36 protein-coding genes are annotated in these 26,416 nt (G+C 59.0%); 4 read left to right on the forward strand and 32 right to left on the reverse strand.

All coding sequences use genetic code 11. From position 1 onward, the window contains the following. Window positions 1–22: 22 nt before the first annotated feature. The 6 genes from Q1A91_RS02495 to rpsM all read right to left on the reverse strand — a co-directional run bounded on the left by Q1A91_RS02495 (window position 23) and on the right by rpsM (window position 5,398). Window positions 23–1,330 carry a replication-associated recombination protein A gene (locus Q1A91_RS02495; RefSeq protein ID WP_299872335.1) on the reverse strand — a complete coding sequence of 436 codons (1,308 nt, stop codon included), beginning with the start codon at window positions 1,328–1,330 and terminating at the stop codon, window positions 23–25. Next, a complete protein-coding gene (locus Q1A91_RS02500) occupies window positions 1,330–2,703 on the reverse strand; it encodes a trypsin-like peptidase domain-containing protein (RefSeq protein ID WP_299872338.1) in 1,374 nt (457 codons plus the stop codon). Before Q1A91_RS02500 ends, Q1A91_RS02495 begins: the two co-directional genes overlap by 1 nt. Before the next feature lie 163 nt (window positions 2,704–2,866). After that, window positions 2,867–3,286: a 50S ribosomal protein L17 gene (rplQ, locus tag Q1A91_RS02505; protein ID WP_299872341.1), complete on the reverse strand. Its 420-nt coding sequence runs from the start codon at window positions 3,284–3,286 to the stop codon at window positions 2,867–2,869. Between the two features lie 209 nt (window positions 3,287–3,495). Then, the gene (locus Q1A91_RS02510) at window positions 3,496–4,512 is read right to left on the reverse strand and encodes a DNA-directed RNA polymerase subunit alpha (RefSeq protein WP_299872344.1); all 1,017 of its coding nucleotides are present in this window, start codon (window positions 4,510–4,512) and stop codon (window positions 3,496–3,498) included. Between the two features lie 116 nt (window positions 4,513–4,628). Next, a complete protein-coding gene (gene rpsK / locus Q1A91_RS02515) occupies window positions 4,629–5,015 on the reverse strand; it encodes a 30S ribosomal protein S11 (protein ID WP_299872347.1) in 387 nt (128 codons plus the stop codon). A gap of 14 nt (window positions 5,016–5,029) precedes the next feature. Continuing rightward, on the reverse strand, window positions 5,030–5,398 hold the full coding sequence (rpsM, locus tag Q1A91_RS02520) for a 30S ribosomal protein S13 (RefSeq protein ID WP_299872350.1): 369 nt from the start codon (window positions 5,396–5,398) through the stop codon (window positions 5,030–5,032). Between the two features lie 277 nt (window positions 5,399–5,675). On the opposite strand from rpsM, the gene Q1A91_RS02525 reads away from it, so the two are divergent. Further along, window positions 5,676–6,359: a DUF2461 domain-containing protein gene (locus Q1A91_RS02525; protein ID WP_299872353.1), complete on the forward strand. Its 684-nt coding sequence runs from the start codon at window positions 5,676–5,678 to the stop codon at window positions 6,357–6,359. Window positions 6,360–6,487: 128 nt separating this feature from the next. Here Q1A91_RS02525 and Q1A91_RS02530 read toward each other — a convergent pair whose 3' ends face one another. From Q1A91_RS02530 to rpmC, 15 genes are all read right to left on the reverse strand, one after another. After that, entirely contained in the window at window positions 6,488–7,135 is a 648-nt protein-coding gene (locus Q1A91_RS02530; RefSeq protein WP_299872356.1) for an adenylate kinase, read from the reverse strand. Then, window positions 7,132–8,508 (reverse strand): preprotein translocase subunit SecY, encoded by a 1,377-nt coding sequence (gene secY, locus Q1A91_RS02535; protein WP_299872359.1) that lies wholly within the window; start codon window positions 8,506–8,508, stop codon window positions 7,132–7,134. The genes Q1A91_RS02530 and secY overlap by 4 nt, the downstream gene beginning before the upstream one ends. A 120-nt stretch (window positions 8,509–8,628) precedes the next feature. Continuing rightward, window positions 8,629–9,111: a 50S ribosomal protein L15 gene (rplO, locus tag Q1A91_RS02540; protein ID WP_299872362.1), complete on the reverse strand. Its 483-nt coding sequence runs from the start codon at window positions 9,109–9,111 to the stop codon at window positions 8,629–8,631. A gap of 266 nt (window positions 9,112–9,377) precedes the next feature. Further along, the gene (locus Q1A91_RS02545; protein ID WP_299872365.1) at window positions 9,378–10,013 is read right to left on the reverse strand and encodes a hypothetical protein; all 636 of its coding nucleotides are present in this window, start codon (window positions 10,011–10,013) and stop codon (window positions 9,378–9,380) included. 140 nt (window positions 10,014–10,153) lie between these two features. Next, on the reverse strand, window positions 10,154–10,342 hold the full coding sequence (rpmD, locus tag Q1A91_RS02550) for a 50S ribosomal protein L30 (protein WP_299872367.1): 189 nt from the start codon (window positions 10,340–10,342) through the stop codon (window positions 10,154–10,156). 3 nt (window positions 10,343–10,345) lie between these two features. Beyond that, window positions 10,346–10,912 (reverse strand): 30S ribosomal protein S5, encoded by a 567-nt coding sequence (rpsE, locus tag Q1A91_RS02555; RefSeq protein ID WP_299872370.1) that lies wholly within the window; start codon window positions 10,910–10,912, stop codon window positions 10,346–10,348. Between the two features lie 157 nt (window positions 10,913–11,069). Next, complete coding sequence (rplR, locus tag Q1A91_RS02560; protein ID WP_299872373.1) at window positions 11,070–11,429, reverse strand: 50S ribosomal protein L18; 360 nt, start codon at window positions 11,427–11,429, stop codon at window positions 11,070–11,072. Window positions 11,430–11,439: 10 nt separating this feature from the next. Then, on the reverse strand, window positions 11,440–11,973 hold the full coding sequence (gene rplF / locus Q1A91_RS02565) for a 50S ribosomal protein L6 (RefSeq protein ID WP_299872376.1): 534 nt from the start codon (window positions 11,971–11,973) through the stop codon (window positions 11,440–11,442). A gap of 10 nt (window positions 11,974–11,983) precedes the next feature. Next, a complete protein-coding gene (gene rpsH, locus Q1A91_RS02570; RefSeq protein ID WP_299872379.1) occupies window positions 11,984–12,376 on the reverse strand; it encodes a 30S ribosomal protein S8 in 393 nt (130 codons plus the stop codon). A gap of 12 nt (window positions 12,377–12,388) precedes the next feature. Further along, window positions 12,389–12,694 carry a 30S ribosomal protein S14 gene (gene rpsN / locus Q1A91_RS02575; RefSeq protein WP_299872382.1) on the reverse strand — a complete coding sequence of 102 codons (306 nt, stop codon included), beginning with the start codon at window positions 12,692–12,694 and terminating at the stop codon, window positions 12,389–12,391. Between the two features lie 18 nt (window positions 12,695–12,712). Beyond that, window positions 12,713–13,276 carry a 50S ribosomal protein L5 gene (gene rplE, locus Q1A91_RS02580; protein ID WP_299872385.1) on the reverse strand — a complete coding sequence of 188 codons (564 nt, stop codon included), beginning with the start codon at window positions 13,274–13,276 and terminating at the stop codon, window positions 12,713–12,715. Continuing rightward, on the reverse strand, window positions 13,276–13,581 hold the full coding sequence (gene rplX / locus Q1A91_RS02585) for a 50S ribosomal protein L24 (protein ID WP_299872388.1): 306 nt from the start codon (window positions 13,579–13,581) through the stop codon (window positions 13,276–13,278). Before rplX ends, rplE begins: the two co-directional genes overlap by 1 nt. Window positions 13,582–13,583: 2 nt before the next feature. Next, complete coding sequence (gene rplN, locus Q1A91_RS02590) at window positions 13,584–13,952, reverse strand: 50S ribosomal protein L14 (protein WP_299872391.1); 369 nt, start codon at window positions 13,950–13,952, stop codon at window positions 13,584–13,586. Window positions 13,953–14,020: 68 nt separating this feature from the next. Beyond that, complete coding sequence (rpsQ, locus tag Q1A91_RS02595; protein WP_299872394.1) at window positions 14,021–14,266, reverse strand: 30S ribosomal protein S17; 246 nt, start codon at window positions 14,264–14,266, stop codon at window positions 14,021–14,023. A gap of 11 nt (window positions 14,267–14,277) precedes the next feature. Continuing rightward, a complete protein-coding gene (gene rpmC, locus Q1A91_RS02600; RefSeq protein ID WP_299872397.1) occupies window positions 14,278–14,481 on the reverse strand; it encodes a 50S ribosomal protein L29 in 204 nt (67 codons plus the stop codon). Window positions 14,482–14,693: 212 nt separating this feature from the next. Between rpmC and Q1A91_RS02605 the strand changes: the two genes are divergently transcribed. Both Q1A91_RS02605 and Q1A91_RS02610 read left to right on the forward strand, forming a co-directional pair. Further along, a complete protein-coding gene (locus tag Q1A91_RS02605) occupies window positions 14,694–15,104 on the forward strand; it encodes a DUF6636 domain-containing protein (RefSeq protein ID WP_299872400.1) in 411 nt (136 codons plus the stop codon). Between the two features lie 27 nt (window positions 15,105–15,131). Further along, a complete protein-coding gene (locus Q1A91_RS02610) occupies window positions 15,132–15,752 on the forward strand; it encodes a TIGR02466 family protein (protein ID WP_299872403.1) in 621 nt (206 codons plus the stop codon). A gap of 7 nt (window positions 15,753–15,759) precedes the next feature. Here the strand turns inward: Q1A91_RS02610 and Q1A91_RS02615 are convergent, their stop codons facing one another. The 11 genes from Q1A91_RS02615 to rplB form a co-directional block, all read right to left on the reverse strand. Further along, window positions 15,760–16,566: a metallophosphoesterase gene (locus tag Q1A91_RS02615; protein ID WP_299872405.1), complete on the reverse strand. Its 807-nt coding sequence runs from the start codon at window positions 16,564–16,566 to the stop codon at window positions 15,760–15,762. Beyond that, on the reverse strand, window positions 16,566–17,336 hold the full coding sequence (locus Q1A91_RS02620) for an ATP-binding cassette domain-containing protein (RefSeq protein WP_299872408.1): 771 nt from the start codon (window positions 17,334–17,336) through the stop codon (window positions 16,566–16,568). The genes Q1A91_RS02615 and Q1A91_RS02620 overlap by 1 nt, the downstream gene beginning before the upstream one ends. Further along, a complete protein-coding gene (locus Q1A91_RS02625) occupies window positions 17,333–18,292 on the reverse strand; it encodes an ABC transporter ATP-binding protein (RefSeq protein WP_299872411.1) in 960 nt (319 codons plus the stop codon). The genes Q1A91_RS02620 and Q1A91_RS02625 overlap by 4 nt, the downstream gene beginning before the upstream one ends. After that, window positions 18,293–19,111, reverse strand: a complete 819-nt coding sequence (locus Q1A91_RS02630; protein WP_299872414.1) for an ABC transporter permease — start codon at window positions 19,109–19,111, stop codon at window positions 18,293–18,295. Continuing rightward, the gene (locus tag Q1A91_RS02635) at window positions 19,108–20,052 is read right to left on the reverse strand and encodes an ABC transporter permease (RefSeq protein ID WP_299872417.1); all 945 of its coding nucleotides are present in this window, start codon (window positions 20,050–20,052) and stop codon (window positions 19,108–19,110) included. Before Q1A91_RS02635 ends, Q1A91_RS02630 begins: the two co-directional genes overlap by 4 nt. Before the next feature lie 58 nt (window positions 20,053–20,110). After that, on the reverse strand, window positions 20,111–21,589 hold the full coding sequence (locus tag Q1A91_RS02640; protein WP_299872419.1) for an ABC transporter substrate-binding protein: 1,479 nt from the start codon (window positions 21,587–21,589) through the stop codon (window positions 20,111–20,113). 609 nt (window positions 21,590–22,198) lie between these two features. Then, complete coding sequence (rplP, locus tag Q1A91_RS02645; protein WP_299872422.1) at window positions 22,199–22,612, reverse strand: 50S ribosomal protein L16; 414 nt, start codon at window positions 22,610–22,612, stop codon at window positions 22,199–22,201. Between the two features lie 11 nt (window positions 22,613–22,623). Beyond that, entirely contained in the window at window positions 22,624–23,331 is a 708-nt protein-coding gene (gene rpsC / locus Q1A91_RS02650; RefSeq protein WP_299872425.1) for a 30S ribosomal protein S3, read from the reverse strand. Beyond that, window positions 23,331–23,711 (reverse strand): 50S ribosomal protein L22, encoded by a 381-nt coding sequence (gene rplV / locus Q1A91_RS02655; protein WP_299872429.1) that lies wholly within the window; start codon window positions 23,709–23,711, stop codon window positions 23,331–23,333. The genes rpsC and rplV overlap by 1 nt, the downstream gene beginning before the upstream one ends. Beyond that, window positions 23,708–23,986: a 30S ribosomal protein S19 gene (rpsS, locus tag Q1A91_RS02660; protein ID WP_299872432.1), complete on the reverse strand. Its 279-nt coding sequence runs from the start codon at window positions 23,984–23,986 to the stop codon at window positions 23,708–23,710. The genes rplV and rpsS overlap by 4 nt, the downstream gene beginning before the upstream one ends. A 2-nt stretch (window positions 23,987–23,988) precedes the next feature. After that, entirely contained in the window at window positions 23,989–24,831 is an 843-nt protein-coding gene (rplB, locus tag Q1A91_RS02665; protein ID WP_299872435.1) for a 50S ribosomal protein L2, read from the reverse strand. Window positions 24,832–25,113: 282 nt separating this feature from the next. On the opposite strand from rplB, the gene Q1A91_RS02670 reads away from it, so the two are divergent. Further along, window positions 25,114–25,719 carry a hypothetical protein gene (locus Q1A91_RS02670; protein WP_299872438.1) on the forward strand — a complete coding sequence of 202 codons (606 nt, stop codon included), beginning with the start codon at window positions 25,114–25,116 and terminating at the stop codon, window positions 25,717–25,719. The last annotated feature ends 697 nt before the right edge of the window (window positions 25,720–26,416 follow it).

Raw genomic sequence — 26,416 nt, forward strand, 5'->3', positions numbered from 1 at the left:
CGCATTTGTCAAGCTGGGCGGGCTATTCTTCGCGTTTGGCACGCAGCTTGGCAAAATACGCCAGCCGCTTTTTCAGGTCCCGCTCGAACCCCCGCTCCACCGGTTGATAAAGCGCCTGCCGCTCCACCCCTTCGGGAAAATAATTCTGCCCCGAAAACCCGTCCTCGGCGTCATGGTCATAGGCGTAATCCGCGCCGTACCCCATGTCCTTCATCATCCCTGTCGCCGCATTCAGAATGTGTTTCGGCGGCGGCGCAGACCCCGTCGCTTTCGCCGCCCTGCGCGCCCCTTTGTAGGCCACGTAAGCCGCGTTTGATTTCGGCGCGAGCGCCAGATAGGTCACTGCCTGCGCCAGCGCCAATTCCCCTTCAGGACTGCCCAGCCGCTCAAACGTCTCCCAGGATTGCAGACAGACCGCCTGCGCCTGCGGATCGGCCAGACCAATGTCCTCAACCGCCATCCGCGTGATGCGCCGGGCCAGATACCGGGGATCTTCGCCCCCTTCCAGCATGCGCGCAAACCAATAAAGCGCCGCATCCGGATCCGACCCGCGCACGGATTTATGCAGGGCGGAGATCAGGTTGTAATGTTCATCCCCACCCTTGTCATACTGCGCCGCACGCCGCATCAGCCGCGCGCCAAGGGCGGCTTTGTCCAGCGGCGCCTCCACGTCCCAGGCCGCGACCTGCTCTATGAGGTTGAGCAAGGCACGCCCGTCCCCATCGGCCATCTCGTAAAGCGCGGTCCGCGCCCCAGCGTCCAGCGGCAGGGCCCGACCCAATTCCTCTTCCGCCCGCGTGGCCAGCAGAGCAAGATCCTCCTCCGGCAACCGCTCCAGCACCAGCACCTGCGCCCGGCTCAGCACCGCGCGGTTCAGCTCAAACGACGGGTTCTCCGTCGTCGCCCCGACCAGCAGGATCGTCCCGTCTTCCATATGCGGCAGGAACCCATCCTGCTGCGCCTTGTTGAAGCGGTGGATTTCATCGACAAACAGCAGCGTACCCTGCCCTTGCTGGCGGCGCAGGCGGGCGGCTTCAAAGACCTTTCGCAACTCCGGCACGCCGGAAAAGATCGCGCTGATCTGCACGAAATGCAGGTCTGTCTCATCCGCCAGCAGCCGGGCGATGGTCGTCTTGCCCACGCCCGGCGGGCCCCAGAAGATCAGCGACGACAGGCTGCCAGACGACAACATCACCGTCAGCGGTGCTTCCGGCCCGAGCACCTGACGCTGGCCAATCACCTCAGCCAATGTCTTTGGCCGCAGCCTGTCGGCCAGCGGCCGATGCAGGCTCTCGGCTTGGGCCGCGCCACTGTCGAACAAATCCGCCATCAGACGCGGAACCGCAAAACCGTCTGCCGCGCGCCGCGCCGCACCACCATTTCGACACGCCTCAACTGCCCCGCCAAAACCGCGACAACGTCGTCCGGATGGCCAACCTCAACGCCGTTGATCGCCAGAACAACATCGCCCGCACGCAAGCCAACACGCGCGGCAACACCAGGGTTCAGCACCGCAACCCCTTCGCTTTGCAAGGGAAGGTTCAGCTCTGACAGAACCGCCGGATTGATCCGCACCATGCGCAATCCGGGCAGCTTGCTGCGCTGGCCCAGCGTGATTTCATCACGGGCTGGCGTGTCGGGCGCGGCAATCAACGACACGGTGAGCGTGCCCTCCTGCCCCTCCTGCACCCGCGTGACCTCAGCCTCCCGGCCCAACCCGGCGACCGACATGCGATAGATCATCTCTGCCGGCGTGTTTACCGGCGCGCCATCCACCGCCGTGATCACATCCCCCACTTCAAGCCCCGCCGCCAGAAAGGGCGAAGCCGGATGCAGCCCCGAGACGATGATCCCGCCGGGCCGGTCCAACCCCAACGGCCCCGCCATGTCACTGTCCACCGGCTGCCCGCTGATGCCTGCCCAGGGCCGCCCGAAACGGACCTGCCCCGCCCGCGCCTGCTCCACAAACACCGCGACCAGATCAGCCGGGATGGCAAATCCAATGCCGTTGGAGCCGCCCGATCGGGTGAGGATCGACGTGTTGATCCCAATCAAACGGCCCGCCATGTCGATGAGCGCGCCACCCGAATTGCCCGGATTGATCGGCGCATCGGTCTGAATGAAATACCCCACACCGGAATTTCCGCCCCCCACACCGGACCGTGCAAGCCCAGACACGATCCCGCTGCTGACAGTCTGGCCCACGCCAAAGGGATTGCCGATGGCCAATGCCAATTCCCCCACTTCAACGCCTGCACTGTCGCGCAGGTCCAGAAACGGCAGGTCTTCCTCGGCTTCGATCTTCAGAATGGCAAGGTCCGCGTCCTTGTCGCCCAACAGAACCCGCGCCTCGTATTCGCGCCGGTCGCTCAGCACCACGCGGATTTCCGTGGCCATGCCCACCACGTGATAGTTCGACACGACAATCCCGTCCGCCGACAGGATCACCCCGGAGCCGAGCGAGTTCTGCACCCGCGGCCTTTCCATGAACGGATCGCGAAAGAACCGCTCAAAAAACGGATCCCGCTGCAAGGGTGTGCCACGCGGTTCGGCCATGATCTTGGCATAGATGTTCACCACCGCAGGGGCTGCCTCGCGCACAAGCGGCACAAAGCTGAGCTGGATTTCGGATTGCGACTGCGGCACCTGCTGCGCGGCAAGGGGCGCGCCGAGGAGCGACAGGATCAGGACAAGAACTTTCATACCCAAGGATATGCGCAACGGACGGGGGACACGCAACTCCCCTCCTCTTTTTGGCCAAAAATATCCCTGCGCAACACCGGCTCCAAACACGACACATCGTTGCAGAGAATAAAAAAGCCCCGCCAGATCGGCAGGGCTTTTACGTCTGATACTGTGAGAGGTCTTATTCCTCAGCAGCTTCTTCCGCGGCCAGGCGGGCCTTGTCGGCTGCACCTTTGGCATCGCGATCACGGTCGACAAATTCGATGATCGCCATGGGTGCCATGTCACCATAGCGGAAGCCGGCTTTCAGCACGCGCACGTAACCGCCCTGGCGGTCCTTGTAGCGGGGGCCGAGCACGTCAAAGAGCTTGGCAACATACTGATCTTGCTTCAGCTTTGAAGCGGCCTGACGACGGGCGTGCAGGTCGCCGCGTTTGGCGAGCGTGATCATCTTTTCGATGATCGGGCGCAGTTCCTTTGCCTTGGGCAGGGTTGTCTTGATTTGCTCATGTTCGATGAGCGAGCCGGCCATGTTGGCCCAGAGCGCTTTGCGGTGCTCATGTGTGCGGTTCAGGCGGCGGTATCCACGTGCGTGACGCATTTCTTCTTCTCCAATCTGGTGCCCTCTACGGGCGTTTTTACTTTGTCTGGCAACGGGTGCGTGCCCGCTGCTCTCCTTGGGGTACGTGTCTTCCGCGAGGAAGGCGCGTTACCCGGTAGTCGTCCGCCCAAAGGCGGGCGATGAAAGGGCAGATGCCCGGGTGGTGGGTTTCACCCACCCTACGTAGGGTGGGTGAAACCCACGCATTCTTAAAACGAATCCTCGAACTTCTTGGCGAGGTCTTCGATGTTGTCCGGCGGCCAGTCTTCGACGTCCATGCCAAGGTGCAGCCCCATACCGGACAGGACTTCCTTGATCTCGTTCAAAGACTTCCGGCCGAAGTTCGGCGTGCGCAACATTTCGGCTTCTGTCTTCTGGATCAGATCGCCAATATACACGATGTTGTCGTTCTTCAGGCAGTTCGCGGAACGTACTGACAATTCCAACTCGTCCACTTTCTTCAGCAGCAGCGGGTTGAATTCCAGACCATCATCTTCGTCGGCACGCGACGCGGATTCAGGCTCATCGAAGTTCACAAAGATGCCCAGCTGGTCCTGCAGGATACGCGCAGCAAAAGCCACCGCGTCATCCGGCGTGATGGAACCGTCTGTTTCGACCTTCATGGTCAGCTTGTCATAATCCAGCACCTGACCTTCGCGGGTCGGCTGCACGTCGTAGCTGACTTTCTTGACCGGAGAATAGATCGCGTCGATTGGGATAAGACCAATCGGTGCGTCCTCTGGCTTGTTCTTGTCCGCAGACACATAGCCCTTACCGGTATTTACGGTCAGTTCCATGTAGACGTCCGCGCCATCGTCGAGGTGGCAGATGACGTGATCACGGTTCAGGATCTCGATCCCGGCGCTTTCAGAGATGTCACCGGCGGTCACAACGCCCGGACCTTTGGCGGAGATCGACAGGCGCTTGGGCCCTTCGACTTCCATGCGGATGGAAACGCCTTTGAGGTTCAGGATGATGTCGGTGACATCTTCGCGGACCCCGGCAACGGAGGAAAACTCGTGAAGTACATTGTCGATCTGCACGGATGTGATGGCCGCACCCTGCAGGGACGACATCAGCACACGGCGCAGCGCGTTGCCCATGGTCAGACCAAAGCCGCGCTCCAGCGGTTCGGCCATCACAGTTGCCTGACGCGCAGGGTCATTGCCCGGCTTGACGTCCAGCTGCTGTGGTTTAATCAGTTCAGCCCAATTTTTGTGGATCATGTGTCCCTCCATTCTTGTAACTGTCGCATGTCCGGTCGGCAGTTACGCTCGAGGTTTCAAAAAGGCGGTATGGGGCCTGCGCCAAATGGCGCAAACCCCGTAAAGTATCTGTTCGCTTAAACGCGGCGGCGCTTGGGCGGACGGCAGCCGTTGTGGGCCATGGGTGTCACATCACGGATCGAGGTGATGTTGAAACCCGCAGCCGCCAGTGCGCGCAATGCGCTCTCACGGCCGGAACCAGGGCCCTGCACTTCGACCTCAAGCGTTTTCACGCCATGTTCCTGTGCTTTGCGGCCTGCGTCCTCTGCCGCCATCTGTGCGGCATAAGGCGTGGATTTCCGTGAGCCTTTGAAGCCCATGGTGCCCGCCGAAGACCAGCTGATGGCGTTGCCCTGAACATCGGAGATCAGGATCTTGGTGTTGTTGAAGCTCGAATTCACATGCGCCACACCAGCGGCGATGTTCTTGGAGACTTTACGTTTTACGCGACGTTCACGTGCCATATCTCAAGCCTCCCTTATTTCTTCTTGCCGGCAATGGCCTTTGCGGGGCCTTTGCGGGTGCGAGCATTTGTGTGCGTACGCTGACCGCGGACGGGCAGGTTACGACGGTGACGCAGGCCACGGTAGCAGCCGAGGTCCATCAGACGTTTGATGTTCATCTGCGTGTCACGACGCAGGTCGCCTTCGACGGTATAATTCTCGTCGATGTGCTCACGCACTTTCACGACTTCGGTGTCGGAGAGTTCGTTGACGCGACGGGTCGGGTCGATGCCGACCGCTTCGCAGATGGCTTTGGCGGAAGCGTTGCCGATTCCGGTGATGTAGGTAAGGGCGATTGGAACCCGCTTTGCAGTCGGGATGTTGACGCCGGCAATACGTGCCACGTGTGCAATTCCTTTTCGTTGCGGGTCCGTGATCCCAGACCCTTTTTTCACAACATAAGCCCGGAGCGTTTGACGCCACCGGGCCTGGGCTGATCAGGTGATCTTGCGCGGCAGGAGCGACCCGCGTTGCAATTTGATTCTCTGTCGAGATAGCGCTGGTTATGACCTTTTTTGGGCAGCGTCAAGCGCTGTGCACCACCCTCTTGGCAGGATGGTCTGAAACGCTATCCTCGCGCACATCGCCGCGCATTGCGACCAGCCCAAAAGGAGCCTTTCCATGGCCGGATTTTCTGAGACCTCTTTCGCCATTCTGGCTGAATTGGAGGCCAACAACAACAAGGCCTGGTACGACGAAAACAAGGAAAAGCTGAAGGCGGAAGTGCGCGCGCCCTTTGCAGGCATGCTGGGGGTGGTGACGATGTTGCTGGAAGGCAGCCGCTATCCGATGATCGGGTCGGAGAAGACCATGTTCCGCCAATACCGCGACGTGCGGTTTTCCAAGGACAAGACGCCCTACAAGTCAACCGTATCCGGGATGATCACCCCCAATGGCAGCAAGGGAGAGGGCGGCGGCGTGGTCTATGCCCAGGTGGGTCCGCGCGGCGGGATGCTGGCAGCGGGTCATTACCAGTTGGCCACCCCGGAGTTGAACCGGGTCCGGGACCGGATTGTGGCCGAGCCGGAGAGCTTTGCAGAGATGGTCGAAGCGCTGGAAGCCAAGGGCTATCCCCTGTCGCGGGAGGGCAGTCTCAAGACGATGCCACGGGGGTTTCAGCAGCATGGGGACGCAGCCTGTGCGCCGTTCCTGCGGCTCAAGCGCTATGTCACAAGCGTGGAACAGCCGAAGGCGGTATGGCTGAACGGGGATATCGTGGAGAAGATGGTGCATCTGGCAGAGGCAATTGGGCCGCTGAATGCCTGGGTGCGGGAGGCGATGATTGAGCGGGCGGAGGCGCCTTGATCATCGGTGGCGCCGTCGCCACGGGGGGCGACGGATGAGGGTTTTCCACCCTCATACTCCAGAGGTTTTTTGAACCATTTGGAAGGGGAAGCGAAGACCTGTGCCTGTGGCGTAGGTTGTACGGATCTTTACCCGTCCAGCGCCCCGGCAATGCTGCCCTGCACCTCTTCAATGCTGGCCAGACCATCTACGACCTTCAGCATGTCCTTGGCGTAGTAATAGCCAATCAGCGGCGAGGTCTGTTTATAATAGGCCATCAGACGGGTCTTGAGGCTTTCCTCATTGTCATCCGCGCGGCGTTTGAAGTCATTCTCTTTACCGCAGTTGGTGCATTTTCCGTCCGCAGGGATCGGCTTGGTCTTGTCGTTGTAAACCTCACCACAGCCGCCACAGGTCGACCGCGCCGTGATCCGCTCCACCAGCGCAGCATCGTCCACGCGCATCTCGATCACCTGGTCCAGCGTCTGCCCTTCGGAGGCCATCAGTGCGCCCAGTGCATCCGCCTGCTCCAGCGTGCGGGGGAAACCGTCAAAGATGAAGCCGCCTGCCTTCTCACCGCTCAGCTTTTCGCGGATCAGGCCGATGACGATCTGATCGGTGACCAGATCACCGCGCGCCATCACGTCGGCGAGGATCTTGCCCATGTCCGTACCGGAGTCTTTCGCTTCGCGCAGCATATCGCCCGTGGACAGCTGAACCATGTTGCGGGTGTCAACCAGATGGCGCGCCTGCGTGCCTTTGCCTGCGCCCGGAGGCCCGAGAAGTATGATATTCATTTACGAACGGGGCTCCGTTTCTTGCGTCCAGACTTTCCTTTGCCAGCACCTTTGCCCCGCAGCTGGGATTTTTCAAGCAATCCTTCGTACTGGTGCGCCAACAGATGGCTTTGCACCTGCTGGATTGTGTCCATCGTCACCGAGACAACAATCAGCACCGACGTGCCGCCGAAGTAGAACGGGATCGCAAACTGGCCGCGCAGGATTTCGGGAAACACACAGACCAGCGCAAGGTAGCCCGCACCCAGAACAAGGATGCGATTGACCACGTATTCCAGATACTCCGACGTGCGTTTGCCGGGGCGAATGCCGGGGATGAAGCCATTCTGGTTCTTCAGGTTGTCCGCCACGTCATCCGGTTTGAAGCTGACGTTGAATGTGTAGAAATAGGTAAAGAACACGATCATCGCGATGAAGAACAGCAGATAGAGCGGCTGACCCGGACCGAAGTTGGCCAGCAGCCAGGACATGATCGGACCCGTGGAACTGCCCGAGAACGTGCTGATCGTCACAGGCAGCAGCAACAGCGAACTGGCGAAGATCGCGGGGATCACACCGGCGGGGTTCACTTTGACGGGCAAGTGGCTGGAGCCGCCGTCATAGACCTTCATCCCGACCTGACGGCGTGGATACTGGATGTGGATCTTGCGCAGGGCGCGTTCCATGAACACCACGAACATGATCGTCGCAACCACCATGATCAGTACCCCCACAATCAGCGCAGGGCTGATCGCACCGGAGCGGCCAGAGGCAAAGAACTGTGCCAGCGCGGCAGGGACTTCGGCGATGATGCCCACGAAGATAATCAGCGAGATGCCATTACCGATGCCGCGTGCGGTGATCTGCTCACCCAGCCACATCAGGAACATGGTGCCACCAACAAGCGTGATCATGCAGGCAATGCGGAAATACATGCCCGGATCGGCGGCGATATCCCCTGCTTCAAGGCTGACAGCAAGACCGTAGGACTGCACCGTAGCCAGCGCCACCGTACCGTAGCGTGTGTATTGGTTCAGCTTCTTGCGGCCCTGCTCGCCCTCTTTCTTGAGCGCCTCCCAGGGTGGGTACATCGACCCCATCAACTGCACGATGATCGAGGCGGAAATGTAGGGCATGATGCCCAGAGCAAAGATGCCCATCCGGCCCAGCGCGCCCCCTGTGAACATCGACACCATGCCGCCGATGCCCTGCCCCGCCTGTTCCATGAACTGGCGCAATGCGTCGCCGTCGATGCCCGGAACGGGGATGAAGGTCCCCAGGCGGTAGACGATCAAAAGGCCGAGTGTGAAGAGGATCCGGTTGCGCAGGTCTGTTGCCTTGCCCAGCGCGGACCAGCTGGTGTTGGCGGCCATGTTTTCGACGGCTGATACCATGGGGTGTGTCACCTTTGGTTGGACAAACGCCGCCCTGCCGTTTTCCGGCGGGCGGCGTTTAGGAAAACTCATGTGAGTATGTAAGCGGGTCGCGGCCCGCTCACAAGCCTTAAGGGCGGATTACTCGGAGGCTTCTGCCGCCGCGGGTGCGGTCACAGTCAGGGAGCCACCGGCCTTCTCCACTGCCGCAACGGCAGATTTGGACGCACCCGCCACATGCAGATCGACCTTGGCGGAGATATCACCCTTGGCGAGCACGCGGATGCCGTCCAGTTCACGACGCACGAGGCCGGAAGCCACAAGTGCTGCACCGTCGATGGGCTTCTTCGCGTCGAGCTTTTTCTCGTCAATGAATTTTTGGATCAGGCCCAGGTTCACAACAGCGTAGGATTTGCGGTTCGGCTTGTTGAAGCCACGCTTTGGCAGACGCTGGTAGAGCGGCATCTGGCCGCCTTCGTAACCATTGATCGCCACACCCGAGCGGGATTTCTGACCTTTGATACCACGGCCACCCATTTTACCGGTGCCGGAACCGGGACCACGACCAACGCGCTTGCGTTTCTTGGTTGCACCGGGGTTGTCGGACAGTTCATTCAGTTTCATGTCGCTTCTCCTTTTGCCGGAAATGCTCCCCAGCGACGGGAGTGAGCAGACGCGGCGTTTTACGGTTAGGGTGGCCGGGATTCGTGGGCCACTGGGGGCGTATAGAGGGGGTGGGAGTTGGGATCAAGTGCTCACAATAATCAAACCCTCAAGGCGCAAACCAAAGCTGAACGCCTTCTCATGCGTTTCCTAAGTGGAGTTACCTTAGATGCGGTGAGTGACTTGGCCATTGAGCGAGGACTTCAAGAACATATCATATCAGAAACTCAAGTCTCCGTGCCAATGATAAGGCTGGCGTCTATTGGATTACGTTTTTTGAAGGTAACCAAATTTCGGTACTCCTCCGGGTCAAAGTCAGCCCGCTTGATTGCAGCGAAAATGCGCTCCTGAATCCAATCAGCGCTCTCTTTTAACAGCTTTAGTGAGTCTTCGCCTTCATACTTACCTGATCGCATCATCAGCACCGTACGTGAACCTTCGGGCCTCATGTCAAGAATGCCTAGTCTTGGTTTCTGGGCACTCCCTTCTTCGTCCATCCAGACCTCATACGCGGCCCAAGAATAGTGATGCACGATATTATCACGCTCTTTTCTCAAGAACTCCCAGAAAATCGCGTGGGCTTGTTTGTTTTCCGCGATTGCGTCCCATTCACGACCGATCTCTTCTCTTATCTTTTTGTTTAAGCATAATTTTTTATCAACTTTGAAGAGATCAATGGACGTGCGAAGTATGGCACAGGCTGCTATCCAGCTTATTTTCCAATCAGATACAAATGTCTCTTTGCTCTCCACTTGTTTCTGTAGCAAGGCCACAGCTGTGCGACCATCTGAGAGAGCTCTGTAAGAGTTTAGGAAATACTTCACTGGCAGATAATGCTGTGCGTACTTAGCTGGCACTGTCAAAACCTAGACTCCTCAATTTCATTACTGCCAGGTTGGCCCGCGTCCCTTAAAGCAAACGCCCCGCTGTTTCCAGCGAGGCGTTCAATCTCAGGCATCGGACTTTTTGAAAAAGTCCGTCCGTTTTCTTTGAAAGAAAACGATTACCCCTTCTCTTCCACGATCTCGACCATATGCGAGACCTTGTTGATCATGCCGCGCACGGCTGGGGTATCTTCCAGCTCACGCGTGCGGTGCATCTTGTTCAGGCCCAGACCCACCAGCGTGGCACGCTGTTTTGCAGGGCGGCGGATCGGGGAGCCGATCTGTTTGATGACAATTGTCTTAGCCATGGTTTAGGCCTCCTCAGCTGCGGGCGCAGGCGCGTCCGTCTTGGGCAGGATGTCGGCGACCTTCTTGCCACGACGCTGTGCGACGGAACGCGGGGAGCTTTCCTTGCGCAGACCGTCCATCGTGGCGCGGATCATGTTGTAAGGGTTCTGCGAGCCGATGGATTTGGACACAACGTCCTTCACACCCAGCATCTCGAACACGGCACGCATGGGACCACCGGCGATGATGCCTGTACCCTCTGGTGCGGTGCGCATGATGACCTTGCCGGCGCCGTGACGGCCCGCCATGTCGTGGTGCAGCGTGCGGCCTTCGCGCAGCTGAACGCGGATCATCTGGCGTTTGGCCTGCTCGGTTGCCTTACGGATCGCCTCGGGCACTTCCTTGGCTTTACCCTTGCCAAACCCCACGCGGCCTTTTTGGTCACCCACAACAACAAGTGCGGCGAAGCCAAAGCGTTTACCACCCTTCACGGTCTTGGAGACCCGGTTGATGGCGACCAAGCGGTCTGCGAATTCGGGTGCTTCGTCGCGGTTGCGGCGGTTGCCCCCTCGGTTGTCGTCTCTGGCCATGTGGGCCTCCTTGATGTGCGGGCGTTTTGCCCAATTGTCCAACCGCAGTGCCACAATGGCCTCGGTCATCGAAGGTGCGCGGATGTCGCGCACCTTGCATTGGTGGGTGGTGTGTTTCACCCACCCTACGTAGGGTGGATGAAACACACGTAACCACCTATATCTTCAGACCACCCTCACGGGCTGCGTCTGCAAGCGCTTTTACTTTGCCGTGGAACAGGAAACCGCCCCGGTCAAAATATGCCTCTTCCACGCCCGCCTTCTTGGCGCGCTCGGCAATCGCTGCACCGACCTTGGTCGCTGCTTCGATGTTGTTCTTGCCGACGACGCCCAGATCCTTCTCCAACGTGGAGGCGGATGCCAGGGTCTTGCCCGCCACATCGTCGATCAGCTGAACGGAGATGTTCTTGGACGAGCGGTGAACCGACAGGCGCATGCGGCCTGCGTTGACGCGGCGCAGTTTGTTCCGAACGCGCAGGCGGCGTTTGATGAACAGTGTTCTTTTGCTGTTTGCCATGGTGCGTTCCTTACTTCTTCTTGCCTTCTTTGCGGAAGACGAACTCACCCTTGTAGCGGATACCCTTGCCCTTATAGGGCTCGGGCTTGCGCCACTGGCGGATGTTCGCGGCGACCTGACCAACAAGCTGTTCGTCAATGCCTTCCACAACAACTTCGGTCTGCTTGGGCGCGGTCACGGTCACACCCTCGGGTGCGGTGTAATCCACGTCATGGGACAGGCCGAGGTTCAGTTTCAGCGTGTTGCCCTGCATCTGGGCACGGTAACCAACACCCTGAATCTCAAGCTCTTTCTTGAAACCCTGGGTGACGCCGGTCACCAGATTTTCGACCATCGTGCGGGACATGCCCCACTGCTGGCGCGCGCGCTTGGACTTGCCGCGCGGCGTCACAGTGACAACATTGTCCTCGACCTTCAGGTCGACATCGTCGGTTGCCTTGAAATGCCGTGTGCCCTTGGGGCCCTTCACTTCGATGGACTGGCCGCTGACCGTGGCGGTGACACCGCTGGGCAGATCGACCGGTTTTTTACCAATACGAGACATGATCTACTCCTTAGAATACGGTGCAGAGCACTTCGCCGCCAACATTGTGGCTGCGTGCGCTTTGATCCGACATCACACCCTTGGGGGTGGAGACAATCGACACACCCAGACCCTGACGGACCTGCGGAATGTCATTGACGCCCATGTAGACGCGGCGACCGGGCTTGGAGACCCGCTTGAGCTCACGAATAACAGGTTCGCCCTCGTAATACTTGAGGCTGATCTCAATGGCGGGATGGCCGTCGGCGCCCGTCATTTTCTCATAGCCGCGGATGTAACCCTCGTCCGCCAGCACATCCAGCACCCATGCACGCAGCTTGGAAGCCGGTGTCACAACGGTGGATTTGCCGCGCATCGAAGAGTTACGGATACGGGTCAGCATATCTGCGATAGGATCGTTCATAATATGCCCTCCTTACCAGCTCGACTTGACCATGCCGGGGATCTGGCCTTGTGAGCCGAGGTCCCGCAGCGCGATACGCGAGATTTTCAGTTTGCGGTAATACGCATGTGGACGACCGGTCAACTGGCAGCGGTTGTGCAGACGCACAGCGCTGGAGTTGCGCGGCAGTTTCGCCAGCTTCAGGGAGGCGCGGAAACGCTCTTCCATCGGCTTTTCCTGATCGTTGATGATCGCCTTCAGCTCGGCGCGCTTCTCAGCGTACTTCTTGACCAGTGCTTCACGCTTCTTCTCGCGTGCAATCATGGATTTCTTAGCCATATCTAATCCCTCCCGCGCTTATGAATTGAAAGGCATGTTGAGTGCTTTCAACAATGCTTTCGCTTCTGCGTCGGTGTTCGCCGTTGTCGTGATGACAATGTCCATTCCCCAGGTCTCATCGACTTTATCAAAGTCGATTTCCGGGAACACGATGTGCTCTTTCATGCCCATGGCGTAGTTGCCACGGCCGTCAAAAGACTTGCCGGAGACGCCGCGGAAGTCGCGGACGCGGGGCAGTGCAATCGTGATGAAACGGTCCAGAAATTCATACATCCGGTCGCCACGCAGGGTGACTTTCGCACCCAGCGGCATGTCCTCACGGACGCGGAAACCAGCGATGGATTTCTTTGCCTTGGTGGTCAGCGCTTTCTGGCCTGCAATCGCGGTCAGGTCTTCCTGAGCGGATTTGGCTTTCTTGCTGTCACGCACGGCTTCGGCACCACAGCCGATGTTCAGGACAATCTTGTCCAGACGCGGGATCTGCATGTCGTTCTTGTAGCCGAACTCTTCTTTCAGGACCGCGCGGATGCGGTCCTTGTAGTCGGCCTTGAGGCGGGGTGTGTAGTTCGCGGTATCAAGCATCAGATCACATCCCCTGTTGTCTTGGCGAAACGCACCTTGGTGTCGCCGTCCATCTTGAAGCCCACGCGGGTAGCTTTGCCGTTGGCATCCACAATCGCGAGGTTGCTCAGGTCAATCGGCATCGCTTTGGGGATGCGACCGCCCTGGCTTTCCTGGGACTGACGGGTGGCGCGGATGGAGATGTTGATCCCGTCCACGATGGCCTTGTTGGATTTCGGGTCAACAGACGTGATGCTGCCTGTCTTGCCCTTGTCCTTACCGGCCAAAACGATGACCTTGTCACCTTTTCTCAGCTTAGCAGCCATGATTACAGCACCTCCGGAGCGAGCGAGATGATTTTCATGAAGTTCTTGCCGCGCAACTCACGCACAACTGGTCCAAAGATACGTGTACCCATGGGTTCGTTGTTGTTGTTGAGGATCACGGCCGCGTTGCGGTCAAAGCGGATGGCGGTGCCATCGTCGCGACGGACTTCCTTGGCGGTGCGCACAACGACGGCCTTGCGGACGTCGCCTTTTTTCACACGGCCACGTGGAATGGCTTCCTTGACCGACACGACAATGATGTCGCCGACGGATGCGTATTTACGCTTGGAACCACCCAGTACCTTGATGCACTGAACACGGCGCGCGCCGCTGTTGTCAGCAACATCCAGGTTGGTCTGCATCTGGATCATTTGGTTTCTCCCGACCTTTGGGGGGCGATGCGTGCCTTGTCCCCAGGGTTTCGATTAATAAGGTTGGCTTACGCTTCGGCTTTGGCGCCTGCGTAAACTTCCCAACGTTTCGTCTTGGATTTCGGCGCGCATTCGATGATGCGGACCGTCTCACCTACCTTGTAGGTGTTGTTCTCATCGTGGGCCCGATACTTCTTGGACTTACGGATGGTCTTCTTCAGAACCGGATGCGTGAAGCGGCGCTCAACGGATACGGTGATGGTCTGGGCGTTTGCGTCGGAGGTCACGACGCCTTGCAGGATACGCTTTGGCATAGGTGCTCTCCTTATTCAGCAGCGGCCGCTTGGGCCTTTTGGTTCAACACAGTCTTGACCCGCGCCACGTCCCGCTTCACGGAACGCAGACGCGCAGGGTTTTCCAGCTGGCCAGTGGCTTGCTGGAAGCGCAGGTTGAAGGCTTCTTTCTTCAGGTTCACAAGTTCGTCGCGGAGCTGGTCCGGCGTCTTGTCATGCAGTTCTTTGGCGTCCATCGCCTTTTTCCTTTCAACATCACGGGCAGGCCGCGCACGCGCGTCACCCTGATTCCCGTGGAGTTCATGATGAGTGGCGCTGATACGCCGGGCTGCTTTGCATTGCAACCCTTTATCCGCCCCCATGATCAGGCTGCTGCAAAGGGGGCAGACGGATGCCTATATCTGGGGTAATTTGGCCGGGAAACCTCAATCGACGACCGAGACACATCATGATCCTGAGACTGCTTGCTACCCTTGCGCTTCTTGCTTCGCCCGCCACTGCCGATGTCTGGAGCTTTGCCACCCCCTCCAAGAACATCGAATGCTGGGTCGGGGAGAGTTTTGAAGGCTCTGACATTCACTGCACCATCTTCCAGAAAGGCGGCACACCCCCTGCCCCGCGCCCCACAGGATGCGCTGCCGCCTGGGGGCATACCTTTCAGATGGATGAACGCGGCTACGTCTCCATGACCTGCGAAAATATCGCCGCCCAGGGCACCGGTGCGCAAAGCGTCGCGGAATACGGCGTGCGCGGGAACTTTGGCGGGTTCAGCTGTTTCTCGTCCCGCCAGGGACTGGAATGCAGCAATCTGGACGGCCACGGTTTTTTCCTGTCCCGCGCCGTGCAACGGGTTTTCTGAACCCGCGCGCTGACGTATGAGGCCCGAATGGCAGACATCAAATCTCTTTTTGTGACCCGTCTTTATCACGCGAAACTGTCAGAGTTCGGCGACACCGTGGACCCCGGCGAGCTTGAAGCCTCCTGCTGGTCCATCGCGCAGGATGATGAGGCAGGCCAGCAATGGTCCGAAGACAACGGCTATCCGGGCTACACGTCCTATGCCTCGCTCACCGATCTGGGGTGGCGTTTTCCGATCTTTGCCGATGTGATCAAGCTGCTGGATGCGCATGTGGCGGCCTTTGCCAGGGACCTTGCGTTTGATCTGGATGGCCGCGCGTTGAAGCTGGAGGACATCTGGATCAACATCCTGCCTGAGGGCGGCATTCACACCAGCCACATCCATCCCCATTCCGTGATTTCCGGCACGACCTACGTGGCAATGCCGGACGGGGCGAGCGCGCTCAAGCTGGAAGACCCGCGCCTGCCGATGATGATGGCAGCCCCCGGTCGGGTTAAGGACGCGCCTGAGGAATTGCGCGCTTTTGCCTATATCGCACCCGAAGTGGGTGATGTGCTGCTTTGGGAAAGCTGGCTGCGCCATGAGGTGCCGATGAACATGTCCGAAGACGACCGGATCAGTGTGAGTTTCAACTACAGCTGGCAGTGATGCCCTATCACGTAAACTTCAGCAACCGCGCACGGTCAATCACATTCAACTCGCGCGCCTGGGGCAGAAGTGTCACGTAGGACGCAGTCAGGCCACTGTCCCGCACATAGCAGATCGTGAAGCCGGCCCCTTCCATGATCCGCAGATCACGACGCTCCAACAGGTCAACGGTTGATTCCAGCCCCGTGGAGACAAGGATCGGGATGCCGTGCCACAGGCTGGTCTGGTTGATGTGGATGTGCCCCGACAGGATCGCGGTGACATTATGGGGTTTGAGCACGTCGGCAAGGCGGGTACTGGCAGGCATGTCGATGCTGCCCCATGGCAGGCCGCCTTCATCCAGTCGCGGCGGGTGGTGCATGACGATGAGTTTGGACAGATCCGGATGGTCGTTGAGGGCGTCTTCGAGCATGGCAAACTGCGCGTCGTCTATGGTGCCTGCGACGTGTTTGGGAATCAGCGTATCAAGTGTGATGATGTGCTGGCTGCCAATGGCCCGGCTGGAGAACAGCGGCGTGGGCGCAGCACCATCGCCAAAGACCGCGTGATAGCCCTTGCGCGTGTCGTGATTGCCCAATGCGGGGATCCACGGGGCCTTGAGCGGGGCAATGGTCTCTTTCAACAAAGCATAGCTCGCTTCATCGCCCATGTTGGTCAGATCCCCGCTAGCCACCACGAATTCAGGCTGCGGGTCCATCGCGTTGATCGCCTCAACAGCGCGCCGCAGGGTGGTGAGGGAGGCGGAGTTCTCTCCAGAGGTACCTGCACGGGCGTGCGAGATATGCAAATCGGTGAGGTGGATAAATCGGGTCATCAGGGTGTTCCAGCAGCTGTGAGCAGGGATTGGGTGTATTCATGTTGTGGCGCATTGAGAATGGCGGCGGCATTGCCCTGCTCCAGCACATTGCCGGACTTCAGCACCATCAGCGTGTCACACAGGGCGGCGACCACAGCCATGTCGTGGCTGATGAACAGCATCGCAAGACCCAGCTCTTCCTGAAGGTCCATCAGCAGGTTGAGGATCTGCGCGCGGACAGAGACATCGAGCGCCGACACCGCCTCATCCGCGACCAACAGCTGCGGCCGCGTGATGATGGCCCGCGCGATGGCAATGCGCTGGCGCTGGCCGCCTGAAAATTCGTGAGGGAATTTGGTCGCGTCTTCGGCGTGCAAGCCCACCTGCACCAGACTGTCGGCGATCTTGCGGCCCTCATCGGTGCCCATGGCGCGCAGGGGTTCGCCCAGCGACCATCCCACCCTGCGGCGCGGATCGAGGGAGCCATAGGGGTCCTGAAAGATCATCTGAAATTCCGGGCGCAGGCGACGCAGGTCGGGGCGGGACAGGCTGTGCAGGTCTTTCCCGTCAAAGGCAACACTGCCCGCATCTGGTTTCTCAAACGCCATCACCAGCCGGGCCAGCGTGGATTTGCCCGACCCGCTCTCCCCAACCACACCAAGGGTTTCGCCTGCGCTGATCGTGAAACTGGCGTCCTCAATCGCCGTCAGGCGAGGGCGCGGGCCAAGCACGCGGGTGCGGGGCAGCGGATAGTGACGGGTCAGCCCTTCGGCACGCAGGAGCGTCATGCTGCCCCCTCCACCACCGGGCAGAGCAGCATGCGCGGGCCATGGGGGACCGGCCGTGCGGTGGCGCAGTCGGGGCGCTCCAGCGCACAGCGGCCAGCAAAGCGACAGCCCTGGGCCAGACCGCTGAGCGGGGGGACATTGCCCGGTATCGTCGGCAGACGTTTGCGCTTGCCCTGTTCATCCCGCAGGGCGGCTTGCGGATCGGGCCGCGCGGCAAGAAGGCCCTGGGTATAGGGATGCTGCGGCGCGTGCAGCACGTCGTCCGTCCCGCCACGCTCGACGATATCACCGCCATACATCACGGCAACCCGTTCGGTTGAGCGGGCGACCGAAGCCAGATCATGACTGATCAACACCAACGCCATGCCGCGTTTTTCCGACAGGTCCACCAACAGGTCGGTGACCTGTAGTGCGACATTCGCATCAAGTGCGGTGGTCGGCTCATCCGCGATCAGCAGCGCGGGATCACAGGCCAGTGCAAGGGCAATCAGCACGCGTTGGCGTTGGCCACCGGAAAGCTCATGCGGGAACATGCGCGCGCGGCGTTCGGGGTTGGGCAGATCGACCTCGGCAAAGAGTTCCGCCACACGTTTGGCCGCCTCATCGCGGCTGAGACCAAAATGCAGGCGCAGCGGTTCGGCGACCGTATCGCCAACCCGGCGCAGCGGATTGAGGGCGGACATCGGCTCCTGAAAGATCATCGCAACGCGGCGCGCACGCAGGGGCCGCCATGTTTCCTCGTCCGCGTCGCTCATGTCCACCCCGTCGATGGTCAGGGTGCCGGAGAGCGTCGCGGCATCCGGCGCCATGCCCATCAGACAGGACGCCAGCAGGCTCTTGCCCGACCCGCTTTCCCCCACAATGCCCAACCGGTCCCCCGGTGCGATCTTGAGAGAAATGTCGCGCAGCGCGCTGCCGGCGGCAAAGGTGACGGACAGGGTATCAAGCTCGATCATCTACCGCTCCCGCACCAGTCGGGGATCGGTGATGTCGCGCAGACCGTCGCCCAGAAGGCCAAAGCCGAGGACGGCAGCGACGATGCAGAGACCGGGATAGATCGCCAGTTCGGGGGCGAGATACATCAGCGTCTGCGCCTCTGACAGCATGCGGCCCCAGCTTGCCGCAGGGGGCTGCGCACCGAGGCCGAGGTAGCTGAGGGCGGCTTCGGCAAGGATGGCGACGGCAAATTCGATGGTGGCCTGCACGATGATCGCAGCGGCAATGTTGGGCAGGATGTGATCGCGGCTGATGGCGAAGGTACCCATGCCTGCCGCCCGCGCAGCCATAACATAGTCGCGCGTCCAGATTTGGTTGGCGGAGGCGCGGGTGACACGGGCGAAGATGGGGATGTTGATGAAAGCGATGGCGAAGACAGCGTTTGAAAGCGAAGGGCCAAAGACCGCCGCCAGCATGATGGCAAAAAGGAGCGCGGGGAACGCGAAGCTCAGGTCGGCAAGGCGCATCACAAGGTCTTCGACCCAGCCGCCGATGCCTGCGGCCAGCAGGCCGAGGACCACGCCGATAGAGCCGCCCATCAGCACCGCCACCAGCGCCACGGTCATCGAATTGCGCGCGCCCAGCATGAGTTGGGAGACCACATCCCGCCCCAGCTTGTCAGTGCCGAGCCAGTTGGTCATCGAGGGGTCCGCGAACTTGTTGCGGATGTCGAGGGCCGTTGGATCGTGCGGTGTCCAGACCAGCGACAAGGCCGCGAGGCCAACCATCAACGACACCAGCACCGCGCCCAGCAGGAAGTTCGCAGGCAGCCGGGTCATTGGCGGGCTTTCAGGCGAGGGTCGATGACGACGTAGAGCAGGTCCACGATGAAATTGGCTGTGACCACGATGGCGGCAAACAGCATCACCAGCGCCTGCACCGTGGGCAGGTCGCGGTTGGAGATGGATTGGAAGATCAGGCGGCCCAGACCGGGGAGGTAGAAGACGTTTTCGATCACGATGGTACCGGTCACAAGCGCCGCGAACTGCATGCCGACGATGGTGACGATGGGCACCAATGCGTTGGGCAGCACGTGCCGCCACAAGATGCGCCGCTGGCTGAGACCCGAGGCGCGGGCGGTGCGGGTGAAATCCTGCCGCATGACTTCAAGCGCGGAGGACCGCGTGACACGGGCGAGGACCGACGATTGCACAAGCGCCAGCGCGACGGTGGGCAGGATAAGCGAGCGCATCGCGGCGACGGGATCGTCCCAGCCTGCAAAACCACCCGGCGGGAGCCAGCGCAGTTTGACCGCAAAGAGGAGCACCAGAAGGATGGAGAGCCAAAACGCGGGGACGGCGATACCCAGTTGCGACAGGAACATGACACCCCAATCGCCGATTTGGCGGTGCTTTGAGGCGGCGAAGATGCCAAGGCTGAGGGCGAGAACTAAGGTCAGCAACATCCCCGCAACGGCCAGCGAAATGGTCATGCCAAGGCGCTCACCGATCAGCTCGGAGACCGGCACGCGGAACGAATGGCTGGTGCCGAAATCGCCAACAAACGCGCCGGTGATCCATTCGACATAGCGGATGTGGACGGGCGCGTTGAGGCCGAGGTCTTCGCGCAGGGCCGCCAGCGCATCCTCCGTCGCCTCAAGCCCGAGGATCGACATCGCCGGATCGCCGGGCAGGATGTTCATCGTGGCAAACACCACAATCGACACCGCAAAGAGCGTGCCGATAAAGCCGAGGGTGCGGCGCAGGATAAAATAAGTCATGTCACGCCCGCTGGGTGGCCCCCGCGTGGGGAGGCCACCGTGCTTTGCGTCTTCGAAGTCACCCCTTGGAGACGAACTTCAGCGGCATGTAGGACACCGGCACAGAGGGCCAGTAACCTTCGACTTCATTGCGGAAGATACCGTGCAGCGGCAGCTGATAGAGGAAGCCGTGCACCGCCTCATTGGTCAGGAACTCCTGCCCTTCTTTGAGCAGCGCATTGCGGACCTCCGGGTCTGCTTCGGTGCGGATCTTCTCCCACAGGGCAGTGAAATCGGGGTTCTCATAGCCATAGTAATAGTCCGCGCCACGGGCGAAGTTGCCCATGTCGTTGGGTTCAACATGGGCGATGATGGTCATGTCGTAGTTCTTCTTGCGGTAGATCTCATCGATCCAGAAGCCCCACTCGACGTTTTCGACCTTGGCATCGATCCCGGCTTCAGCCAGCTGCGCCTGCACGATCTCAGCCGAGCGCATCGCATAGGGGAACGGAGGCACACGCAGGGTCATGGTAGAACCTGCAACACCTGCCGCTTCAAACATCTCTGTCGCCTTGGCGGTGTCGTTTGCGTAGGTCCCTGTCAGATCAACATAGGCCTCACCCTGCGGCGGATAGAAACTGCCAATCGGCGTGGCCTTGCCGTACATCGCGCCATCAATGATTTCGTCGCGGTTGATCGCGTGGCTGATCGCGCGGCGCACCTCGATGTTGTCGAAGGGCGGTTTGGCGTTGTTGATGGCGAGGATCACTTCACCCTGGGTGTTGCCCTGCGTGACCTTGAAGCGCGGATCGGCTTCAAATTGCTCCAGCAGTTCGGGCGCCGGGAAGGCCGGATAGGCGTCAATCTCTTCGGCCATCATCGCGGCGGTGGCGGCGGCAGCATCGGAGACGAAGCGGAACGTCACAGAGTCGAGGGAGACGATGTCCGCCTCCCGGTGATCGGGGTTCTTGACCAGCGTCAGGCGGTCGCCGCGGTTCCAGTTGTCAAACTTGAAGGGGCCTGTGCCGACCGGCGTGGTGGCGTTATTGTCGGCGGTTTCAGGGGCCACGATAGCCGCATCGCCCTTGCCCATGTTGAACAGGAAGAAGGCTTCGGATTCCTTCAGCGTCACTTCGACGGTCAGCGGATCGGGCGCGGTGATGCTGGTGATCCCCGCAAAGATCTTCTTGGCGGGGTTCTTCGAATCCTCGGCCATGGCGCGGTTGAAGGAGAAGATCACGTCATCCGCGTCAAAGGTGGTCCCGTCATGGAAGGTGACCCCTTCGGCGAGGGTGAAGGTGTAGTTCAACCCGTCATCGGAGACCTCCCAACCGGTGGCGAGGTTCGGGCCAACGGAGCCGTCCTGCTGGATGATCGTCAACGTCTCATAGACGTTCTGCATGAGCATCCCGTCGATGGAGGCGGTCGCCTCTGACGTGGGATCAAGGGTTGTGGGTTCCTGTTGCAGGCCGACAGAGAGGTCGGCGGCAGAGGCGGCCGTTGCACCAATTGTGAGCGCCAGCAAGGAGACGTGGAGGGGGTTCAAGTTCAGCGTCATGCGCGTGATCCTTTTCCTGGGGGGCGCCGGGTTTGTGTGGCGCTTGGGTAGGGAGAGGGTCGCGGGGTTTGGCGCTGAGGTCAATGGGGGAGGTGTTGGTTTCGTGGGTGGGTACAGAGGAAGGCCACTGCGACAAACCTAATTTTATGCTACGCAGCAAACCGACGGGAACAACTTGTAGAGCGACTTAGCTAAAGAATTTGGGGCACCTCTGATATGAATACGCGCGATGATTTTCTCAAAGATGATCTTTTGCAAGAGATCAAAAACGTTAAGAGGCAACGGAACATCTTTCCTTTCCTTCTACTTATGATGGCGTTTTTCCTTCAATGGAGCGCCGGAGGTGACATCACAACGAAACTATCGGAAGACATGGTTCTGCCTTTTGTAGTGATAATCGGAGTAATTTTCATCGGTATGGAAACGCTAAACGTGAAAATCCTCTTACTTAAGGCGGAATTGCGGGAAATAATTAACAACTGAATAAGAAAACCCCCGTCACTCACGCAACGGGGGCTCTCTATCTCTACCGGAGTGGGTTCTCATCGCTTTTGGTGAAGAACCAAAAGCGACTGTCACTCCCGTCGTTTTCCCAAAGGAAACCGACGTCTACCAGTCTTCCCGAACGACAACACGCGTCTTGATCGGCAGCTTCATCGCCGCCAGACGCAGCGCTTCGCGCGCGATGTCGTCGTTCACGCCGTCGATCTCGAACATCACACGGCCGGGCTTCACTTTGCAGGCCCAGAAATCCACGGAACCTTTACCTTTACCCATCCGAACTTCGACGGGCTTGGAGGTCACGGGCACATCCGGAAAAATCCGGATCCACACACGGCCCTGACGCTTCATGTGACGCGTCATGGCACGACGTGCCGCTTCGATCTGGCGTGCAGTCACACGCTCCGGCTGCAGTGCTTTGAGGCCATAGGTGCCGAAGTTCAGGTCAGACCCGCCCTTCGCCAGACCCTTGATGGAGCCTTTGAACTGCTTGCGGAATTTCGTACGTTTTGGCTGTAGCATCTATCTACTCCTTAACGCCGACCGCCAGCACCACGAGGGGCCGGGCCGTCTTGCATTTCCTGTGCCTTGCGGTCACGGGCGGCAGGATCATGTTCCATGATCTCGCCTTTGAAGATCCACGTCTTGATGCCGATGATGCCATAGGCAGTCTTTGCTTCGACGTGGGCGTAATCGATGTCCGCACGCAGGGTGTGCAGGGGCACGCGGCCCTCACGGTACCATTCGGTACGCGCGATTTCGGCACCACCAAGGCGGCCCGCCAGGTTGCAGCGGATGCCCAGGGCACCCATGCGCATTGCGTTCTGCACGGCACGCTTCATGGCGCGGCGGAAAGACACCCGGCGCTCCAGCTGTTGTGCGATGCTTTCACCGACAAGTGCGGCGTCCAGCTCGGGCTTGCGGACCTCAACGATGTTGAGGTGCAGTTCCGACGAGGTCATCTTGGCGATCTTCTGGCGCAGACCTTCGATGTCTGCACCCTTCTTGCCGATGATGACACCGGGACGTGCTGTGTGGATCGTCACGCGGCACTTTTTGTGCGGACGTTCGATGATCACACGGGCCACACCGGCCTGATGACACTCTTCCTTGATGAAGGCGCGGATGGCGAGGTCTTCGAGCAGAAGATCACCGTAGTCCTTCGTGTCGGCGTACCAGCGGCTGTCCCATGTACGGTTCACCTGCAGGCGCATGCCGATCGGGTTTACTTTGTTACCCATTATGCTTGCTCCTCAACTTGGCGCACGACGATTGTGACTTCAGCGAATGGCTTGATGATCTTGCCGAACCGGCCACGGGCACGTGGACGACCACGCTTCATGGTGAGGTTCTTGCCAACATAGGCCTCCGCGACGATCAGCTCGTCCACGTCAAGGTTGTGGTTGTTCTCGGCGTTGGCGATGGCGGACTGAAGACATTTCTTCACGTCCTGCGCGATCCGCTTCTTGGAGAAGGTGAGGTCCGTCAGGGCCTTGTCCACCTTCTTGCCGCGGATCAGGCCAGCAACGAGGTTCAGTTTCTGCGGAGACGTCTTCAGCATGCGCAGCTTTGCACGTGCTTCGTTGTCTGCCACGCGGCGGGGATTCTTATCCTTGCTCATTTGCGTTTCGCCTTCTTGTCGGCGGCATGACCGTAGTAGGTCCGCGTTGGGCTATATTCGCCAAACTTCTGACCGATCATTTCTTCGCTGATGTTGACAGGGATGTGCTTGCGGCCGTTGTAGACGCCGAACGTCAGACCAACAAACTGAGGCAGGATGGTCGAACGACGCGACCAGATCTTGATAACCTCATTGCGACCGCTCTCGCGGGACGCTTCGGCCTTTTTGAGGACATAGCTGTCAACAAAAGGACCTTTCCATACGGATCGAGACATTCTTAGCGCCCCTTCTTCTTGGCGTGGCGCGATCTGACGATCAGACTGCTTGACGCTTTTTTCTTGTTACGTGTCTTGGCACCCTTGGTTGGCTTGCCCCATGGCGTCACCGGGTGACGACCACCAGAGGTCCGGCCTTCACCACCACCGTGCGGGTGGTCGATCGGGTTCATCACGACACCACGCACAGAAGGACGGATGCCCTTGTGACGCATGCGGCCCGCTTTACCGTAGTTCTGGTTGGAGTTGTCGGGGTTGGACACGGCACCAACAGTGGCCATGCATTCCTGACGGACAAGACGCAGCTCGCCGGAGCTCAGACGGATCTGAGCGTAACCGCCATCACGACCCACGAACTGAGCGTAAGTGCCAGCAGCACGGGCGATCTGACCGCCTTTGCCGGGCTTCATCTCGATGTTGTGGATGATGGTACCGATGGGCATGCCAGAGAAAGGCATGGCGTTGCCGGGTTTGATGTCGGCTTTGGCGGAGGCGATGACCTTGTCACCGATTGCCAGACGCTGAGGCGCAAGGATATACGCCTGCTCGCCGTCTTCGTATTGGATCAGCGCGATAAACGCGGTCCGGTTGGGGTCATATTCAATGCGGGCAACAACTGCGGACATGTCCATTTTGTTGCGCTTGAAATCTACGATACGGTAGAGGCGCTTTGCCCCACCGCCTTTGCGACGCATCGTGATCCGTCCGGTGTTGTTCCGTCCGCCATTCTTGGTCAGACCCTCTGTGAGGGCTTTGACCGGGCGGCCTTTCCAAAGCTCCGAACGGTCGATCAGTACCAGCCCACGCTGGCCCGGCGTCGTCGGTTTATACGACTTGAGTGCCATGTTGTCTGTCTTCCGTTTTGCTTCGGTCGTCCTTGTGACGACCACTGGTATGAAGGGCCCCGAAGGTCCCCGATTTTGGGTGTGCCGTAGGGTGGGTGAAACCCACCGATGCGACAATAGGAAAGCCCCGGACGAATCCGGGGCCTTGCCGATGGGGTCGTTTAGGGTGGATGGGGGGTGGGGTCAAGGACAAACCCGACGACTTATTACGGGACAATCTAGCGCACCACAGTTGCAATTTCGTCTAAAGATTTTATCTTAAGTTGTAGGACAGCAAGATTGGTGGCTCATAGTTTGATTAACTTTTCTCTAAACACGTTCATCAAAATTTCATTGCTAGATACTGGGCAAAGAATTTCCGAAATTCAAAAGCGACTGTCGGGTCCGGGCGGCTATGACTTTTATCAAACGATGCAGAAGGCGGTTCGCTTTCATGCATCGGGAGACCATGACAAAGCACTCGCAGTACTTGCGACACCAACAAACGCCGTTGAAAGAAAACACAATCAGGAGGCATATAGCCGCTTTGCAACAAAATTTGGTGGGTCGAAATCTATTGAGCCGTTGAAGAGCAAGCGAACACTAAACTTCCCGAATGCAGGAATTTCTATCTCTATTGATCCGCTTTTTGAGTTGACCAAAAAAGAAACGAGGAACTGCTACGGTTTGTGGGCCACTCAATCTCCGCCACTAACGCAAAGGTACGGAGCTTTAGCGTGCTATCTGATGCGGCGTGCATATGCGAACGACCCACTTGGGAATGCTAACTTCTTTTTTTCGGATTTGGTCGGAGGTAAAACCTACTCAGAAAAACAGGTTACAAACAATACCAGCCTTATTTTGGCCGCCGACGTAACTAGTATCGGTACGCTTGTAAAAGAACTCTAGAATTTTGGGGCCAAATGGCACTTTCAAAGATACCCCTTAGGATCAAATACACAGGCGGAGCTGCCGATAGAAATGAACTCCCCGGATATGATGGCGCAACCTCTATTGATGGCATGACGCGGGCGATTCACATCGCGACTCACGCATATATGACCGGAGAACCTGTATCTCGCGCCACGGCTTTGAAGGGAGCCAAGATATTCCTACGACCAGCTAGGCAGGGAAGCTTCCTAATCGACTTAGTTATCCTCCTGGAGGCGCACCCTGTTACGTCTGCAGCAGGCGTGGCACTCACTGCTCCTGTGTTCTATGACTTTATCAAAACCGCTTTTCGTCGTGCCGGGGGCCTGTTAAGTGCAGAGCCAAACCACCCGCATCTTCAGAAGATCTATGCTAGAAAAGAACCGCCTCCACTAAAAAGGCTCCCAGTCGATCTGGATGAATTAGCGGAAACGCTGGAGGGCAGTCTGCAGGCGGCCCACCGACCAATCGGTTAAGAAGATGGTGTGGAGTTAATTACTATTGGGTCTTCCCGACAGGAATTAGTAGCTTTCGATGAAGATACGAAGGATTGGGTTACTACGCAGGATATGTCTGACCGACTTGAGGTTCTTTCTGGAAACGTGACTCGATACAATGCACTTTCACGTAATGGCCGAGCGTTCATCGATCCTCTCGACCGAGTAGTACCTATTCG

Origin of the sequence: uncultured Sulfitobacter sp. (genome assembly GCF_947500075.1) — a bacterium.
GTDB lineage: Bacteria > Pseudomonadota > Alphaproteobacteria > Rhodobacterales > Rhodobacteraceae > Sulfitobacter.

Coding starts and splice junctions, on each gene's coding strand:
- Q1A91_RS02495 (WP_299872335.1), bottom strand. CDS start 1,330: ATGGCGGATTTGTTCGACAGTGGCGCGGCCCAAGCCGAGAGCCTGCAT.
- Q1A91_RS02500 (WP_299872338.1), bottom strand. CDS start 2,703: ATGAAAGTTCTTGTCCTGATCCTGTCGCTCCTCGGCGCGCCCCTTGCC.
- rplQ (WP_299872341.1), bottom strand. CDS start 3,286: ATGCGTCACGCACGTGGATACCGCCGCCTGAACCGCACACATGAGCAC.
- Q1A91_RS02510 (WP_299872344.1), bottom strand. CDS start 4,512: ATGATCCACAAAAATTGGGCTGAACTGATTAAACCACAGCAGCTGGAC.
- rpsK (WP_299872347.1), bottom strand. CDS start 5,015: ATGGCACGTGAACGTCGCGTAAAACGTAAAGTCTCCAAGAACATCGCC.
- Q1A91_RS02525 (WP_299872353.1), top strand. CDS start 5,676: ATGGCCGGATTTTCTGAGACCTCTTTCGCCATTCTGGCTGAATTGGAG.
- Q1A91_RS02530 (WP_299872356.1), bottom strand. CDS start 7,135: ATGAATATCATACTTCTCGGGCCTCCGGGCGCAGGCAAAGGCACGCAG.
- secY (WP_299872359.1), bottom strand. CDS start 8,508: ATGGTATCAGCCGTCGAAAACATGGCCGCCAACACCAGCTGGTCCGCG.
- rplO (WP_299872362.1), bottom strand. CDS start 9,111: ATGAAACTGAATGAACTGTCCGACAACCCCGGTGCAACCAAGAAACGC.
- rpmD (WP_299872367.1), bottom strand. CDS start 10,342: ATGGCTAAGACAATTGTCATCAAACAGATCGGCTCCCCGATCCGCCGC.
- rpsE (WP_299872370.1), bottom strand. CDS start 10,912: ATGGCCAGAGACGACAACCGAGGGGGCAACCGCCGCAACCGCGACGAA.
- rplR (WP_299872373.1), bottom strand. CDS start 11,429: ATGGCAAACAGCAAAAGAACACTGTTCATCAAACGCCGCCTGCGCGTT.
- rplF (WP_299872376.1), bottom strand. CDS start 11,973: ATGTCTCGTATTGGTAAAAAACCGGTCGATCTGCCCAGCGGTGTCACC.
- rpsH (WP_299872379.1), bottom strand. CDS start 12,376: ATGAACGATCCTATCGCAGATATGCTGACCCGTATCCGTAACTCTTCG.
- rpsN (WP_299872382.1), bottom strand. CDS start 12,694: ATGGCTAAGAAATCCATGATTGCACGCGAGAAGAAGCGTGAAGCACTG.
- rplE (WP_299872385.1), bottom strand. CDS start 13,276: ATGCTTGATACCGCGAACTACACACCCCGCCTCAAGGCCGACTACAAG.
- rplX (WP_299872388.1), bottom strand. CDS start 13,581: ATGGCTGCTAAGCTGAGAAAAGGTGACAAGGTCATCGTTTTGGCCGGT.
- rplN (WP_299872391.1), bottom strand. CDS start 13,952: ATGATCCAGATGCAGACCAACCTGGATGTTGCTGACAACAGCGGCGCG.
- rpsQ (WP_299872394.1), bottom strand. CDS start 14,266: ATGCCAAAGCGTATCCTGCAAGGCGTCGTGACCTCCGACGCAAACGCC.
- rpmC (WP_299872397.1), bottom strand. CDS start 14,481: ATGGACGCCAAAGAACTGCATGACAAGACGCCGGACCAGCTCCGCGAC.
- Q1A91_RS02605 (WP_299872400.1), top strand. CDS start 14,694: ATGATCCTGAGACTGCTTGCTACCCTTGCGCTTCTTGCTTCGCCCGCC.
- Q1A91_RS02610 (WP_299872403.1), top strand. CDS start 15,132: ATGGCAGACATCAAATCTCTTTTTGTGACCCGTCTTTATCACGCGAAA.
- Q1A91_RS02615 (WP_299872405.1), bottom strand. CDS start 16,566: ATGACCCGATTTATCCACCTCACCGATTTGCATATCTCGCACGCCCGT.
- Q1A91_RS02620 (WP_299872408.1), bottom strand. CDS start 17,336: ATGACGCTCCTGCGTGCCGAAGGGCTGACCCGTCACTATCCGCTGCCC.
- Q1A91_RS02625 (WP_299872411.1), bottom strand. CDS start 18,292: ATGATCGAGCTTGATACCCTGTCCGTCACCTTTGCCGCCGGCAGCGCG.
- Q1A91_RS02630 (WP_299872414.1), bottom strand. CDS start 19,111: ATGACCCGGCTGCCTGCGAACTTCCTGCTGGGCGCGGTGCTGGTGTCG.
- Q1A91_RS02635 (WP_299872417.1), bottom strand. CDS start 20,052: ATGACTTATTTTATCCTGCGCCGCACCCTCGGCTTTATCGGCACGCTC.
- Q1A91_RS02640 (WP_299872419.1), bottom strand. CDS start 21,589: ATGACGCTGAACTTGAACCCCCTCCACGTCTCCTTGCTGGCGCTCACA.
- rplP (WP_299872422.1), bottom strand. CDS start 22,612: ATGCTACAGCCAAAACGTACGAAATTCCGCAAGCAGTTCAAAGGCTCC.
- rpsC (WP_299872425.1), bottom strand. CDS start 23,331: ATGGGTAACAAAGTAAACCCGATCGGCATGCGCCTGCAGGTGAACCGT.
- rplV (WP_299872429.1), bottom strand. CDS start 23,711: ATGAGCAAGGATAAGAATCCCCGCCGCGTGGCAGACAACGAAGCACGT.
- rpsS (WP_299872432.1), bottom strand. CDS start 23,986: ATGTCTCGATCCGTATGGAAAGGTCCTTTTGTTGACAGCTATGTCCTC.
- rplB (WP_299872435.1), bottom strand. CDS start 24,831: ATGGCACTCAAGTCGTATAAACCGACGACGCCGGGCCAGCGTGGGCTG.